16 protein-coding genes and 1 pseudogene are annotated in these 16,080 nt (G+C 42.8%); all 17 read left to right on the forward strand.

Annotation, left to right across the window (positions count from 1 at the left end; genetic code table 11):
• The first annotated feature begins 37 nt into the window (after positions 1–37).
• The 17 genes and pseudogenes from MZO40_RS10125 to MZO40_RS10205 all read left to right on the forward strand — a co-directional run bounded on the left by MZO40_RS10125 (position 38) and on the right by MZO40_RS10205 (position 16,010).
• Positions 38–1,471 (forward strand): sucrose-6-phosphate hydrolase, encoded by a 1,434-nt coding sequence (locus MZO40_RS10125; protein WP_105921658.1) that lies wholly within the window; start codon positions 38–40, stop codon positions 1,469–1,471.
• Between the two features lie 14 nt (positions 1,472–1,485).
• Positions 1,486–2,358, forward strand: coding sequence for a fructokinase ScrK (gene scrK / locus MZO40_RS10130; RefSeq protein ID WP_105960767.1), 873 nt, complete (start codon positions 1,486–1,488; stop codon positions 2,356–2,358).
• Between the two features lie 61 nt (positions 2,359–2,419).
• Entirely contained in the window at positions 2,420–3,397 is a 978-nt protein-coding gene (locus MZO40_RS10135; RefSeq protein WP_105960768.1) for a LacI family DNA-binding transcriptional regulator, read from the forward strand.
• A 5-nt stretch (positions 3,398–3,402) separates the two neighbouring features.
• Positions 3,403–3,882 (forward strand): hypothetical protein, encoded by a 480-nt coding sequence (locus tag MZO40_RS10140; protein ID WP_252133257.1) that lies wholly within the window; start codon positions 3,403–3,405, stop codon positions 3,880–3,882.
• 265 nt (positions 3,883–4,147) lie between these two features.
• Entirely contained in the window at positions 4,148–4,906 is a 759-nt protein-coding gene (locus MZO40_RS10145; protein ID WP_225367152.1) for an aminoglycoside adenylyltransferase domain-containing protein, read from the forward strand.
• Between the two features lie 444 nt (positions 4,907–5,350).
• Positions 5,351–6,136 carry a glucose-1-dehydrogenase gene (locus MZO40_RS10150; RefSeq protein ID WP_050339825.1) on the forward strand — a complete coding sequence of 262 codons (786 nt, stop codon included), beginning with the start codon at positions 5,351–5,353 and terminating at the stop codon, positions 6,134–6,136.
• A 123-nt stretch (positions 6,137–6,259) separates the two neighbouring features.
• Positions 6,260–7,111 (forward strand): GRP family sugar transporter, encoded by an 852-nt coding sequence (locus tag MZO40_RS10155; protein WP_252133258.1) that lies wholly within the window; start codon positions 6,260–6,262, stop codon positions 7,109–7,111.
• Positions 7,112–7,136: 25 nt separating this feature from the next.
• The gene (locus MZO40_RS10160) at positions 7,137–7,703 is read left to right on the forward strand and encodes a sugar O-acetyltransferase (RefSeq protein ID WP_105960771.1); all 567 of its coding nucleotides are present in this window, start codon (positions 7,137–7,139) and stop codon (positions 7,701–7,703) included.
• A 27-nt stretch (positions 7,704–7,730) separates the two neighbouring features.
• Positions 7,731–8,162: a cupin domain-containing protein gene (locus MZO40_RS10165; RefSeq protein ID WP_105921653.1), complete on the forward strand. Its 432-nt coding sequence runs from the start codon at positions 7,731–7,733 to the stop codon at positions 8,160–8,162.
• A gap of 44 nt (positions 8,163–8,206) precedes the next feature.
• A complete protein-coding gene (locus MZO40_RS10170; RefSeq protein WP_162255278.1) occupies positions 8,207–8,866 on the forward strand; it encodes a flavodoxin in 660 nt (219 codons plus the stop codon).
• Positions 8,867–8,889: 23 nt separating this feature from the next.
• Positions 8,890–9,537, forward strand: a pseudogene (locus tag MZO40_RS10175) (NAD(P)H-binding protein).
• Positions 9,538–9,685: 148 nt separating this feature from the next.
• Positions 9,686–11,269 (forward strand): sodium:proton antiporter, encoded by a 1,584-nt coding sequence (locus tag MZO40_RS10180; protein WP_122217779.1) that lies wholly within the window; start codon positions 9,686–9,688, stop codon positions 11,267–11,269.
• 63 nt (positions 11,270–11,332) lie between these two features.
• On the forward strand, positions 11,333–12,379 hold the full coding sequence (locus MZO40_RS10185) for an NAD(P)-dependent alcohol dehydrogenase (protein WP_050339819.1): 1,047 nt from the start codon (positions 11,333–11,335) through the stop codon (positions 12,377–12,379).
• 417 nt (positions 12,380–12,796) lie between these two features.
• The gene (locus MZO40_RS10190; RefSeq protein WP_252133259.1) at positions 12,797–13,555 is read left to right on the forward strand and encodes a carboxymuconolactone decarboxylase family protein; all 759 of its coding nucleotides are present in this window, start codon (positions 12,797–12,799) and stop codon (positions 13,553–13,555) included.
• Positions 13,556–13,575: 20 nt separating this feature from the next.
• Positions 13,576–14,415: an SDR family oxidoreductase gene (locus MZO40_RS10195; protein WP_105960774.1), complete on the forward strand. Its 840-nt coding sequence runs from the start codon at positions 13,576–13,578 to the stop codon at positions 14,413–14,415.
• Positions 14,416–14,445: 30 nt separating this feature from the next.
• Positions 14,446–15,042, forward strand: coding sequence for an NAD(P)H-binding protein (locus MZO40_RS10200; protein WP_088770651.1), 597 nt, complete (start codon positions 14,446–14,448; stop codon positions 15,040–15,042).
• Between the two features lie 89 nt (positions 15,043–15,131).
• Positions 15,132–16,010, forward strand: a complete 879-nt coding sequence (locus MZO40_RS10205) for a LysR family transcriptional regulator (protein WP_050339815.1) — start codon at positions 15,132–15,134, stop codon at positions 16,008–16,010.
• Positions 16,011–16,080: the final 70 nt, after the last annotated feature.

Below are 16,080 nucleotides of genomic sequence, written 5' to 3' on the forward strand. Positions count from 1 at the left end.
TATTACAAGTCAGGATAAATTGGAAATGAGGACAAAAATGGAAAATACAAAAGTAATGACTGTTAACAATAATCGTTATCGATTAGGTTATCATATTATGGGACCGGCCGGATGGATTAACGATCCCAATGGATTTTGTTATTTCAAAGGATATTATCATATTTTTTATCAATTCTATCCATATAGTGCTGAGTGGGGGCCAATGCATTGGGGACACGCACGAAGTAAAGATTTAGTTAATTGGGAAAGCCTTCCAATTGCATTAACTCCCGGCGACCCGGAAGACCGTAATGGGTGCTTTTCTGGTAGTGCCATTGTCAAGGATGATACGCTATATTTAATTTATACGGGCCATCATTATTATGATGGCGATGATAACCCTGACCATTTTTGGCAGAATCAAAATCTTGCATTCTCTACAGATGGTATCCACTTTGAAAAGTATGCGCACAATCCGATTATTGCGACAGCACCAGACGACAATACGCAGCATTTTAGAGATCCTAAGGTTTGGCAACGAAATGGACAATACTATTTGGTTCTTGGTAGTCAGGGCTCAGATAAGCTAGGCCGCACTTTATTATATCGGTCTAAAGACCTGAAAAAGTGGAATTACCTGGGTCCCATTGCTAGTGCTCGCCCGGAAGCTAACGAAGGCTATATGTGGGAATGCCCAGATTTATTCACATTGGCAGAGCAACAGGTGCTATTGACCTCACCACAAGGTATTAAAGCAGACGGGCATCGATTCCTAAACTTGCATGAAACGGGTTACTTTGTTGGTAGGCTTGATTATGGTCGACCAAGTTTGGCAGATCGAAGCAATTTTACAGAATTAGATCATGGGCATGACTTTTACGCGTCCCAAACCACACTTGCACCGGATGGCCGCCGAATCGTTATGGGTTGGATGGCAATGTGGGAATCCAACATGCCAGAACAGGCCGATGGTTGGGCTGGTGCCCTGACAGTCCCCAGAGAACTAACGTTAAAATCTGGACATTTGTGGATGCGGCCAGCCAGAGAATTAAAAGCACTGCGGACAGCAACCATGCTTGATCAAGTCATGCATCTAGAACAGCCAGTCACACTACGACCAAAGCATCGGCAGGCTGAAATCAATATGACTGCAGATTTGACAACGACAAGTGCAGCGGTAATTCAGTTACAACTAAAAACAAATCAGGAGCTAGTTACTTTAACGTATGATCAAGCCAATAACCAACTCGTTTTAAAACGTGGTGACCGACCTGACAAACGTTATGCGCACCTCACACAATCGTCAGCAGAATTACAGTTAAATGTTTTTATGGATACAAGCTCATTAGAGATCTTTGTAAATGATGGGGATGCTGTGTTTACTGAGCGTTTTTATTCAGAAACACAACCACATTTTGAAATTACTAGTAATCAGGTTATTCAAGGACACGTGACACTTTATGATTTGAAAAACCATACGGTAGCGTTTTAGGGGGATAAGAATTTATGTTAATTGGTAGTATTGAAGCTGGTGGAACGAAATTTGTCTGCGCTGTGGGTAATGAGGATTATCAAATTAAAGATCGCGCAGTTTTTCCCACGACTACACCAGCAGAAACATTAGCAAAGGTGATTGATTATTTTAAACAGTTTGATTTGAGTGCATTAGGAATTGCTTCTTTTGGTCCAATTGAGATTCGAAAAAACTCGTCAAAATATGGCTATATTACCAATACACCAAAGCCACATTGGAAGAATACGAACTTTGTTGGCCCACTTCAACAAGCTTTAAACGTACCAATGACGTGGACGACTGATGTGAATGGTTCAGCCTATGGTGAATACATTATGGCATCCTTGGCAAATGAGCACACTGACTCGCTAGTTTATTATACGATTGGAACGGGAGTTGGTGCTGGGACCGTTATTGCTGGTCAGTTATTGGGGAGCTTAGGACATCCAGAGATGGGACATGTATTTGTGAAGCGGCATCCTGATGATTTGAATTTTAGCGGTATTTGTCCCTTTCATAGTGATTGCTTGGAAGGACTCGTGTCAGGGCCGACCTTTGAAGCGCGGACAGGCCGACCTGGCAAGGATGTTTCTTTGAATGATCCTGTATGGGATATCATGGCTAACTATGTTGCTCAGGCCGCATTACAAACCACACTGACGATTCGTCCAGACAAAATTGTGTTTGGTGGTGGCGTCATTAGTGAACCATTCTTAATCAAAATTCGAACGGCTTTTGAACAATTATTGAACGGGTATCTGGAATTACCACCATTAGATCAGTACTTGGTCATGCCAGCAATTGTTAATAATGGTTCAGCAACGATTGGTAATTTAGCATTGGCACTAAAATCATTAAATGCGTAATGGCTAGTACATTTAACCTAGAAACCTATAGTATAATGAAAGTTATACTGGGGAGTGGGTTATAATGGCGAAACTAGAAGACGTTGCAAAATTGGCTAATGTTTCAAAAACAACGGTCTCGCGAGTGCTTAATCATCGCGGTTACTTGAGTGAGCAGACGATTAATAAGGTCCATCAGGCAATGGCGACCCTTAATTATCGACCTAACGTTATTGCCCGGCAATTGTATAAAAACCAAACGAATCTAATTGGTATTTTGTTGCCAACTGTAGCTAATCCGTTTTTTGGTGAACTTAGTGTTGCCTTAGAGCGTCGTTTGTATCAACAACATTATAAAGTGTTGATTGGTAATTCGATGAATGATTCCGATAAAGAACAGGATTATCTAGAGCAATTGTTGAATAAACAAATTGATGGCCTTATTGTTGGTACACATAATCGTGGTATTCGGGAATATCAGGAGATGAATCTGCCAGTGGTAGCCATTGATCGAATGGTGAATACGGATATTCCAATTGTTGCTGCCGATAATTATGCTGGCGGTAAATTGGCAACAGAGCTATTACTTAAGGGTGGTGCGACAAAGATCATTCATGTCAACGGTCCCAAAAAGTTGGCAGTAGCTGCACACCGGCGTCGTGAAGCGTATGAAGATGTCATGCGGCTACACGGATTGACACCGATAACGTATGAAATTGACTTTAATATTGCTGAAAGTGATAAGAAAGCGCAATTGCAGCAGATTTTTAGTGATTACCCAGATGTTGAGGGCATCTTTTCATCAAATGATACTGATGCGGCGTTATTGTTACAAATTGCAGCTGAAATGGGTCGGCGTGTTCCTGATGATTTTCGGCTAATTGGCTTTGATGGTACTCAAATCGTTCGCGAATTGTTGCCGCAATTAACGACCATTATTCAACCAATTGACGAGATTGCCACCCAAGCGGTTAGTACTTTACAACGTCGAATCAAAGGAGAACAGACTGATCATGAGATTATTTTACCGGTGAAGCTGTGGCCAGGAGCGACGATTTAAGGCTTGTGGAGAAACACTCTATTTACATTTGCTACGTCGCAAAAGCGTTGCTGAAGGTTTCGCCAGCGTTTGAAATTTTAGATGCCACCCAGCGTGCCTTTTTTATTGAAATGGGGAGCCACATCGGTGGCTTGATGATTACGAATGCAATTCAGCATAAATACGGGTTAGTCATGAATGAGGCTGCTTATAAGTTGCAAGCGGGATTCAATTATCAGTTAAGCCCGCAACCACCGATGACGGAGTCCGGCTTCCTAACAGTCTTACCGCAAAATGGGCGCTTGGTGAAGTTTAATGTTGCGCCATTACGCCCAGAAGTCCAGCATCTCGAGACTAACTTTGAGATTGGTCGGGAATACGACGAGATGGATGAATCCACTGATTACATCGCGATGGTTCAATTTGATGCACCGAATGATGATGCGATGCAACATAAAATCGAAAAGATAAATCGGATCATCAAGCACAATTTAGTTTGGGAGTAACCGAGCGTTAACTGGTGTCGTTCGGTTGGTAGCCCAAATAGAGTGAACTCACTAGTATCACCGAGTGACTGGAACAGACATGATATTTAGAAGCCTTACCGTGCCGTTCAGGTACAACTTGGTAAGGCTTTTAATATGCAGCAAGGGGTAAAATTTCTACTTTTGACGCATCGTAAACTTTTTGCTCTTGTGTTGATTTAATTAATAGTATCCTATTATTATGCAGAAATATGGCGTAATCAATAAAATGGAAGGAGACGGTCATGTGCAACGAACGCAGCAACTTTTAACTACTTTAGTAACTAGTTACACCCAGCTATTAGGCCCCAATTTAGTCGGAATCTATTTACACGGTTCATACGTACTTGGTTCCTATAATGAGGATGTCAGTGATTTAGATTACGTTGTCGTGGTGCGTCACGCGTTGACTGCCACGAACAAACGGGAGTTGATGAGCGTTACTTTGCACAAACTATGGCCATTAGCACCCAAAAAAGGGTTAGAATTTCACGTTATGGTCCAATCGGCGTTGCGGCCGTTTCAAACGCCAATTCCCTTCGATTTTCATTTTTCAAAATATCATTATCAAGATTACGTTCAATCACCAAATCAGTATATACAAACGATGCATGGGACTGATCCCGACCTAGCAGCCCACTTAACAATTATGAATCACTATGGTCAAGTCTTAACCGGGCCGGTCATTGCGGAAGTGTTTAGTCCAATTCCACCCGCTGTTTACTGGCAGGCTTTAGTTTTTGATATTGCGGATGCTCAGACCGAGATAACAGTTGATCCGGTGTACGTGACATTAAATTTATGTCGGGTTTTAGCTTACCAACGGTCGGGACTGATTCTGTCAAAAAGTGGGGGTGGTCAATGGGGATTAGCGCACCTAGATTTGCGGTGGCGACCATTAATCAACACTGCCCTTCAAACGTACAGTGGCAACCTGCCGACAATTCGATTTGATTCGAGTGACTTAACAGATTTTGCCACCATGGCTTTAACCGCGATTTTATAAAAAAACTGGTGAAACATGTTGTAAAGCGAACCCCCTTAGTTGGAGTAACTCCAAACTCAGGGGGTTCACTTCACTGTTTTTCTGGCTACGGTCTACGCTGCTTCGATTTGTATCTTGCTTAAGTAGTTTTCAGACGAATCCTAGTGTCACCTATCACCGAGTCACTGGAACAGACATGATATTTCAAAGCCTTACTGAGTCGTTTAAAGACAGACTCGGTAAGGCTTTTAATGTGGCTGAAAATCAGCAACAATCTCGTCGTCAGGTCTATCAACGATGATTCTAACTTTCTAGCATAGGAGTGTGCGGCCACTTTCATGATTGATAAGTAAAACTTATGAAAAGGCGACGTTTTTGGAATTGGTCGATTATCATTTTGCTTGTAAGATATCACTTGTAAATTAAATCAAAAACAAGTGAAGTTAGAAAAGGAGATTTAAAACGATGTATGAAGATTTAAAAGGTAAAACAGCTGTCATTACTGGTGGTTCTAAAGGAATTGGTCATGCCATCGCTGAAAGGTTTGGCCAAGAGGGCATGAACGTTGTGATTAACTATAACAGTGATCCAGCTGGTGCTGAATCAGCGGTAGCAAGCGTTGAAAATAAAGGCGGTCATGCTGTTGCAGTTCAAGCTGATATTAGTACTGAGCTAGGGGTGCAGTCTTTATTAGATGCTGCGGTTGAGAATTTTGGTGATTTGGATGTCTGGATCAATAATGCGGGGATGGAGATTAAATCACCGACCCATGAGTTAAGCTTAGATGCTTGGAATAAAGTGACAGCAATTGATCAAACCGGTGTGTTCTTGGGTTCACGAATTGCTTTGGCCTATTTTAAGAAGCACGGTAAGGCGGGCAATATTATTAATATGTCTTCTGTTCATGAACGGATTCCTTGGCCAACTTTTGCGAGCTATGCGGCAGCTAAGGGCAGCGTTAAACTTTTTACCCAAACTATCGCTATGGAATATGCAAAGGATAATATTCGGGTCAATGCGATTGGACCCGGTGCAATCAATACACCAATTAACGCGCAAAAATTTGCCGACAAGGCGCAATATGATCAGACCGTAAAAATGGTTCCGATGGATCGAATTGGTGATCCGGAAGAAGTTGCTGCTGGTGCTGCTTGGTTGGCCTCTAACGAATCGAGTTATGTTACGGGGATTACCCTCTTTATTGATGGTGGGATGACCCTATACCCCGCTTTCAAAGATGGTCAAGGTTAAATCTGATTTTTAGAAGTTGGCAGACATGGCTGTGTGCTTCAGCGTATCACGAGTGTCTTATGAGTGATTCAACGTTAACTGGAGATTGAGAAAATAATTTAGGTGTGAAGGGTGTGAAAAGTTATGGGAATTTTATTAGCGTTGGTCCCCGCAATTGGCTGGAGAATTCAACCTTTAATTGCACGGAAAGTTGGCGGTACGCCCGCTAACCAGATTGTTGGGACGGGATTGGGCGCCTTATTGATTGGTCTAATTATTTGGTTAATCAAAGGGAGCGTCTCTGGGACTGCTTTTTGGCTCAGTTTTGGCGCCGGCTTCTTATGGTCATTGGGTCAAGTTGGTCAGTATATTTCATTTACACATCTTGGTGTGACCCGGACAATGCCAATTTCGACTGGGCTACAAATTATCGGAACGTCATTGATTGGCGTTTTGGCTTTCGGCGAATGGCCAGGAAACACCGCCAAACTCATTGGCGCAGTTGCAATTTTGCTGGTGATTATTGGTGTGGCGCTTACCGCAATTACTGATCACAAAGGTCAAGGCGCGACGTCAATTGGATATGGGCTGTCGATCTTAGTTCCGACTACCATTGGCTATTGGGCCTATGGTGCACTACCGAAGATGATTCATGCAGCTGGAATTCAGTTGTTTTTCCCAGAAATGTTAGGAATCTTCGTCGGTTCACTAATATATGCGCTAGTTAGAACTAAGGGCGCCGCTTTAGGTCAAAAAGAGACCTGGCAAAATGGGTTCATCGGAATCGTCTTTGGTATTTCATCATTGGCTTATATTTTTGCTGCACAATCAGCAGGTGTCGCGACTGCTTTTGTGATTACGCAGTTAAACGTCGTCGTTTCGACGCTGGGTGCAATGTTGCTTTTACATGAAGGAAAAAGTCATCGCGAACTGAGATATACGCTGGTTGGCCTTGGGCTGATTGTGATTGGCAGCATGATGACAGCGACTTTATAAGCTGAGTAATTGGAGATTATAAACTATGAGTATTTTTGATGATTTAAGAGCTGGTCAAATGATTAATATTGGTAATTCGCAATACCAAAAAGAAGTTCATGGCGAAATTGACCGCTGTAATGATCTTTGTCATGAAATCAATGCGACGATGCCTAGTGATCGAGAGCGGCTTGTGGAATTAGAAAATAAATTATTACATGGCCAGATACACGACGGGACGTTTTTTACACCACCAATGTTTATTGACTGTGGCAATCAGGTCCATCTTGGGCAGAATGTTTACGCCAATCATAATTTGACGATGATGTCGTTGGGCACCATTACCATTGATGATGCTGTCATGATGGGGCCCGGAGTGGGTTTGTTTACGGTCAATCATGATCCGGCTGATATTCGGAACGTTATGACCAAAGAAATTCATATTAAAAAGAACGCGTGGCTTGGCGCTCGCGTCAACGTTGCCCCCGGTGTAACGATTGGTGAAAATGCCATCATCGGCACGGGCGCCGTTGTTACAAAGGATATTCCTGACAATGCGGTTGCAGTGGGTGTCCCAGCTAAGGTGATCAAGTATAACAAAGTACAACACTAACCAATCATTTTTAGGAGGTTGTGAGAGATGGATGAAACTGAATTTAATATCGCAAACATTTATGGTCGTGGAGAAGCCAACACTGCTTTTGCGCAATACTTTTCTGGGCGGTCCTTTTTAAACCCAATCACTGAGCCCGGAAAGTCGACGCTTTTCATTGCTAACGTCACTTTTGAACCGGGATGTCGCAATAATTGGCATATTCATCATGCCACTGAGGGTGGTGGACAGATTCTGCTGTGTGTTGCCGGTGAAGGCTGGTATCAGGAAGCAGGGCAACCCGCACAAAGTCTCAAAGCTGGGGACAAAGTGATTATCCCTGCTAATGTGAAGCATTGGCATGGCGCTAAGGCGAATAGCTGGTTTAGCCACATTGCAATTGAAGTCCCTGGTAAAAATACGAGTAATGAGTGGCTGGAAGCCGTCAGTGATGAAGCTTACAATCAACTCGCAAAGTAAGCCACAGCCATGCGGATGATTTTTAGGTGAAGGGGCAGGTTGGATTGAAAAATAAGAAAAGTGTCATTGCCGGTTTGATTGTTTTAGCAGCGTTAATTTTTATCGGGGTCCGCGTTTATCAACTTCAAAATGATCACAATCAAACGGATCGTGTGAACAAAGTAGCGCAGCATCCTCGGAAACAGACAAGTCAAGCAAACCGAACAATTGTTGTGTTCTTTTCCCGTGCGGGTCAAAATTATCCGAATCGCGATTTAAAGGTTGGCGATACGAACCAAATTGCCAATCTTATCACGCAGCAAACTGGTGCGAAACAATATCGGATTGTTCCAAAACAAGCCTATCCGTATAATTACCAAGCAACCGTGAAGCGGGCGACTAGGGAACAGAATGAAAATGCACGTCCGAAAATTAAAAATAAGTTACCTAATTTTAAAAAATATGACACCATTTTTCTAGGTTATCCAATTTGGGATGCCCATTTACCAATGATTTTGCATACCTTTATGGCCTCCGCACAATTGAACGGTAAAATAATCATCCCATTCTCAACTAACGCGGGTTCAGGCTGGTCGGATTCACTAACGATGCTGCGAAAACAGTATCCACAAGCGACGTTTAAAAAGGGTCTTTCAATTCAGGGTAGTGACGTTAAGTATTCCCATGCAAAAATTGAAAAATGGTTGAATCGTCTCGGATATTAAGCACATGGAAGGAAGGTCAAATAATGAAAAAAGTTTTAATTTTAGGCGCAAATGGGCAAATTGCCAAAATCGTAGAAAAGCGTGTTTTAAATGAATAGTCAGATGTTCAGCTGACTTTATTTTTACGAAATAGTCAGCGATTGAACGACTTAGCTACTAATCCCCGTGTGACGCTAGTTGATGGCGATATCACAGATTTTGATGCGGTTAAGCGCGCGATGGCAGGGCAAGACATCGTGTACATTGCCATGGTGGATCATACGGCAAATAACCGTATTACGAATAATGTCATTAAAGCCGCCAAAAATCAGGGTGTTAATCGTATTATTGAGTCAAGTTTACTCGGCTTATACAATGAAGTTCTTGGTGAATTTGGCCGTTGGAATTACCAAATGGTCAAGGATGGCCTTGCAGCTGCAATTAATGCGGATAAATTATTAGCACAGTCTGGCATCACGTATACAACGTTACGATTTCCATGGTTAAATGACCGTCATGAGATCAAATATCAGCTGACACACCGCAACGAGACCTACATTGGTGTATCTGGTTCACGGCAAAGCATGGCGGACGTCATTGTGAAAATCATTTCTGATCCAGCTTATCTCAGTAATGATAGTGTTGGTATCGCAGACGCTGACACTCAGGGAGAAACTCGACCAGTCTACTAGGCTGCGACAAGCTGGCCCTAAAGCAAGTAAAATACCGCGTACTGAATTGAAATCAAACTTATCGCCATTTTAATCATGTGAATTTGATTGACAGTATGCACACTCAGATCAAAGTTCGCTTGAACAATTAGATTAGGTGGTTAGAGTTATGTCAATGTTTATCGCGTTGTTTGTTGTGTTAGTCGCAGTTGCAGTTAGTGAATTGATTGCGCGACTATTACCACGAATTTCTAGTACGTATTTTAATTTACTGTTTGGTATCATACTGGCTGCTTGGCCCATGACTAGCCGGTATATCCCTGAATTTGATAATGAGTTTTTTATGATCGTTATCTTGGCACCACTACTTTTCTTTGAAGGACAACGCACCCAAATTCTTCAAGTACAGCAACGGTTGAAGCAAATTATCGGGACCGCGGGTATCCTGGCGATTATTTCAGCGGTCGTCATCACAATGATTTTACCAAACTTGTTCAACATGACATTCCCCTTAGCGTTGATCATGGTCGCAATCAGTACGCCTACCGACGCAACTGCACTAGAATCAGTTATTGGCGGACGAGCATTTCCACGAAGCAGCCATGAACAGTTAACACTAGAATCGCTGTTTAATGATGCGACTGGGTTAGTTTTATTACAGGCGGGCATCATCTGGTGGCAAACTGGACACTTTAATTTTCTGCAAAATGCGGGCACCCTATTATACGCTGCAGGTGGCGGGGCGTTAATTGGCTTTATGATTGCGTTACTGTTTATGGTGATTCGCCAATGGCTATTACGGACGAGCATCAACGCAATTTACGCACAAAATTTAGTCTATTTGCTCACCCCCATCATCATTTATATTTTGGCGGAAGCAATTGGTGTTTCAGGGATTATTGCGGTCGTCATTGCGGGATTAGTCAATAATAGTGAGGCTAATCGCAGTCGGTTCTCGTCACCGCGTCAAATGCACTTGGGATTGAATTTGGTCAACTTTTTGACCAGCATTTTAAATGGCATGGTCTTTGTCATTCTGGGCCTAAATCTTGAACTCATTTTTACGAGCCAATATTTTATTCATAACAATAATTGGCAGTGGTTGATGATTGGCGTAACCGTGTACCTTGGATTATTAGTTTGTCGACTGCTTTACGCAAAATACAAAGTTGGTGACCATTCTTGGCGATCAGCTGGCCTATTTTCTTTAGGTGGTGTTCACGCCACGGTGACTCTAGCCATGACTTTTTCATTACGTGGGACGCTAGCAACTAATCTGTATAATCAGGTTATTTTAGTTGAAGTCGTTGTCATTATTTTAAGCATGGTCACCGCCACAGTCGTGTTCAATCTGAAGTTACCGGTAGATTTTGACGCGCGCAACCGACCAAGTAGACAACGTGAGATTCGGGATGAAATGGTCAAGTCCGGAATTGAGCGCGTAAAGAAGATGGACTTGGATCCGGCTGTACGGGCGCTGGTGATGTACGACTTACAAGATCAGATTCGAAGTAACACGTTACGGTCGTTTTTTAAACAGTGGCACGGTGTGAGTCAGCATCAAGAAAAAATCAACGTTTTACAAAGTGTGGACCAACGACGAGCCCTCATGCATGCTTTCAATGAAGAGCGCCGTTATTTACACTCATTAGCATTGACGCACCAAATTCCGAGTGATGAAATTTATGATTTATACAGTGAAGTACTCTTGGCAGAGTCTTTGGTATTAGATCCAAAAAGTCGGCTAATCTAATAATCAGTCGCGCTAAATCTCTAGATTAGAATTGAATTTTTTCTAAAAGAAAGGATATTAAATATGACACAACCAGTTAAAGCATTACAAGCCAGAACAAAGGGAGACTTTTCGGCTTTTGAGCAGACTATCATTCAGCGACGTGATCTTCGTCAAGATGATGTCGCAATTGAGATTAAATATTGTGGCATCTGTCACAGTGATGTGAGCATGGTTCAATGGCAGGGCGCCCATTTTCCAATGGTACCTGGCCATGAGATTTCAGGTATCGTGACTGCTGTAGGTAGTGACGTTAAGGACTTCAAGCCAGGTGATCGCGTTGGCGTGGGTTGCTTTGTAAATTCCTGTGGTAAGTGTGCGGCATGTCGAGCCGGCCGTGAACAGTTCTGTGAAAAAGGGACGGTCATTGTATTTGATTCAGAAGACGATGATGGGACCATTACGCAAGGCGGTTATTCACAAGCAATCGTTGTAAAGGATCACTTTGTCTTGCATATTCCTGACGAACTGTCATTGGCCGACGCTGCGCCATTATTGTGTGCGGGTATCACGACTTATAATCCGATGAAACAGTACCAAATTGGGGCTGGTAGCAAAGTTGCCGTTATTGGCTTAGGCGGATTAGGACATATTGCCGTTCAATTTGCAGCCAAAATGGGTGCCGATGTTACCGTACTTGGGCATTCTGAAAGTAAAAGAGAAGAAGCACAACAATTCGGTGCGACAAGTTACGAAATTTTACGTGATCCGGCGGACTTTGCGCCGTTGGCAGGACAGTATGATTTTATTTTGAATACGGTCGCCGTTGATCTGAATATTGGTGACTATTTACCATTATTGAAATTTAATGGGACGCTTTGTTACGTCGGCATTCCAAGTGATGAGATCCATTTCAATTTGTTCTCGATGTTTGGTAACCAGGCCAATATTACGGCATCCAACGTTGGTGGAATTGCGTTAACCCAAGAAATGCTTGATTTTGCAGCTAAAAATCATATTAAACCCCAAATTGAAATGATTGGGATTGATGATGTCGCTGACGCGTATCAGAACATTCTTGATAGTAAGGTCCATTACCGGTATGTCATTGATATGGCAACTTTGAAATAAGGGTATTGTTCTGGTCGTACAGGAGCTTTTGCAGCAGAAATAGGACTGTTGGCACATTGCGCTAGTTAATTTTGCATGATTTAATCAGCTTTAATGCTAAAGAATAGCTAGCCTAGCACAACGCGTATCATTCACTAGTATCACCGAGTGACTGGAATAGACATGATAGGTAAAAGCCTTACTGAGCCGTTTAAAGACGACTCGGTAAGGCTTTTAATATGCCTGAAAATCAGCAACAATCGCGTCGCCAGGTCTACCAACGATGAGCTTAACCTGCTGGCCACACACATGCCATATGATTGATAAGTAAAACTTATCGATGAGATGTGTTATCGGAATTGGTCGATTGTCATTTTGTTTGTAAGATAGTACTTGTAAATGAGTTAGCAGCAACATGATAAAGGAAGGTATCCAGTAATGGCAATTAGTAAAACTGCGCAAGCAAATCACAAAGAATTGTTTCCAGATCTGAAGTCGACGTTAAAAGTCACGGACCCGGAATTCATTGAAGTTTTCGACAATTTTAACTTTGACGAAGTCCTGCAACATCAAAACTTGGACTTGAAGTTGCGGATGAAAATTACTTTGGCGGCGTTGATTGCGATGCAATCCGTTAATGAATATCAGGCGATGCTCAATGGTGCGCTGAACGTTGGTGTGGCACCGGTCGAAGTTAAAGAAATCGTTTATCAAGCCACCGCATATGTTGGCCTCGGAAAGGTCTTTGACTTCTTACATGCCACCAACGCTGTCTTTACAGAACGGCATATTTCACTCCCGATTGAAGGGCAATCAACGACCACACCAGCAACTCGGTATGAAAAGGGATTGGAAACCGTTCGGCAGCTCGCCGGTGACGCCGTTGATAAGATGCAGGAGAATTTACCGGAAAACGAAAAGCACTTTGCAACGTTCTTGGCTGACAATTGTTTCGGCGACTATTATACCCGCAAAGGTCTGGATGCCAAGACGCGGGAACTGATTACTTTTGCAATGCTGATTTCGCTGGGCGGTACGGACCCACAAGTTAAGGGACACATTCGCAATAACGTTACGGTGGGTAATGATAAGGACACACTATTGTCCACCATTACGGTATTATTGCCATTCATTGGCTACCCAAGAACGTTAACGGCGTTGAATTTATTAAACGAAATTATTCCAGAAAATAACTAAGGACAAGGAGAAATATAATTATGACGAAAAAAACATGGTTGATTACGGGTGTTAGCAGCGGTTTTGGTCGGGCAATGACGGCGCAGTTATTGGCAGCGGGCAATACCGTGATTGGGACGGTTCGAAATACGGCTAAAGTTCAAGATTTAATTGATCAGTATCCGGATACTTTTATTTGTGAAATCCTAGATGTCATGGATGTCCCGGCGATTCATGAATTGGTCAACCGAGTTGCGACTGAACATTCAATCGATGTTTTAGTTAATAACGCGGGTTACGGGCTCTTCGGTGCGGCTGAAGAGTTGAGTGACGCAGATATTGATAAAATTTTGGCGACCGACTTAACGGGTTCGATTCAAATGATTCGCTCAGTCTTGCCATTTATGCGCAAGCAACAACATGGCCAAATCATCCAGATTTCATCCTATGGTGGTCAGGTTGCCTTTGCGGGTAATTCGATGTATCACGCCGCAAAGTTTGGTATTGAAGGCTTCTGTGAATCCGTGGCGCAAGAGGTCGCACCATTTAACATTGGCATGACGATCGTTGAACCCGGTGGCGCTCGGACTGAATTCCGGTACGGTAGTGCGCATGTTGCCAATTTGATGAAGGAATATGATGAAAATCCAGCACACGCTTTCATGAAGATGCTTGACCCAGCAAATGGCTTGGCACCCGGCGATCCAGCTCGAATGGCTGCTCGCATTATCGAAAGTGTTGATCAGCCTGACACGCCGTTGCACATGGTCTTAGGATCACAAGCGTTGGCAAGCACGATTGACACTATTGAAAAGCGGTTGGCGGAATATCAAACTGAGAAGGAACTGGCAGCGTCAACTGATTTTCCAGCTGGCGAATAAGTTAAAGCAGTAGAAATGAGGAGAAAAATCATGAAAAAAGTTTTAATTATTGGTGCAACCGGTACGATTGGCAGTGCAGTGCGAGAAACGCTGTTAAACGAAACTGATAATCAGTTAACGTTATTTGCAAGAAGTGCTAGTCGGTTAAAGGCCGGTGAACGTGAAACGGTGATTGCTGGCGATGTGACCAACGATCGCGATTTGGACCAGGCCATTGCCGGACAAGACGTTGTTTTTGTTGCCTTAAGCGGCGCCTTAGGTCGATTTGCAAACAAAATCGTGGCCGCAATGGACCGAAACGATGTTGCGCGGTTATTATTTATTACTTCCATGGGCATTTATGATGAAATCCCGGCTTCGATTGGTGCGAGTGGCAATCTGAGTCATAATTCAATGCTGAAGTCTTACCGGGAGGCGGCCGATATCGTTGAAGGTTCCGACTTGAATTATACGGTGATTCGTCCAGGTTGGTTCACCGGTGGCCCAGTTGATTATGAAATCACGAAGAAGGGTGAACCCTTTGGCGGCCATGACGTCTCTATCAGTTCAATCGCTGATTTTGTGAAGAATGCCGTTGCGGATGACAACTACTATTCACATGATAGCGTTGGTTTAAATTCAAAATAAGCATGATAAGGTCATTAGTTCAGCTAGTGGCCTTTTTCTGTGGCATAATAAATTTAATAGTAAACGTCATAAAAGTTGAGGTGTCGTCAATGTTTCAACAAATGCAGTATTTCATCGCAATCGTCAAGAATCATAGTTTTACACAAGCGGCGGTGGACTGCCATATTTCACAATCAGCCATTTCGCAACAGATGAAGGAACTTGAAAATCGCTTGGGCATCACCCTCATCAAGCGGAAGGGGCGCAGCTTTGAAGTCACTGAAGCGGGGCAATATTTTTATATCCACAGTCAGGATATTTTAGCCGATGTCGATCAACTCGTTGAGAACACGATTAAAATCGAAAAGAATGATGAAGCTGAATTACGAGTGGGTTATCTCAGAAGTTTTGGGACTACCGAATTCTTGCAGACGGTGTCTGAGTTCACACAGGAATTCCCTAAGGTTAAGATCAAAATTAGTAGTGGTACCCATGAAGATCTCTATGAATTATTACGAACAGGCCAGATTGATTTGGATTTGTCGGATCAGCGACGCGCGTTATCTAATGAGTACCAGAATGAATTCTTGACGGCGAGTGACTTTATGGTTGCTGTTAATCATTCGTTACCAGTAGATACTGACAAAATTGAAATTGCTGATTTAGTTGATCTTCCTTGTATACTGATTATTGATGGCACCCAACAAGCGGCGGAAGAAGCATACTATCGAGATGTTTTGGGCGTTAGAAGCGAGTTTGTCCGTGCTCAGAATTATGATGAAGCCCAGATGCTGATTGCGTCTAATCAAGGGTATTTGATTATTAATCAGCGGATGCAGTCACAATTAGACCAAGAGATTGTCAAGATGCTGCCCTTGTTCAAGGGTAATCGTAACCTGGTTCAAAACTACTATGCTTATTGGCAAGCGGATAATTCAGGATATTATATCGAGACATTCGCGGAATTATTGAAACAGAATTTTGCATAAGCTAAACTTATCGAACGCCCGTCAAAGTGAAATAGCTTTAAGCTGGAAATTTCGTTATCATTTTCCCTGT

The sequence above is a fragment of the Lactiplantibacillus sp. B652 genome, from assembly GCF_023806745.1.
GTDB lineage: Bacteria > Bacillota > Bacilli > Lactobacillales > Lactobacillaceae > Lactiplantibacillus > Lactiplantibacillus pentosus.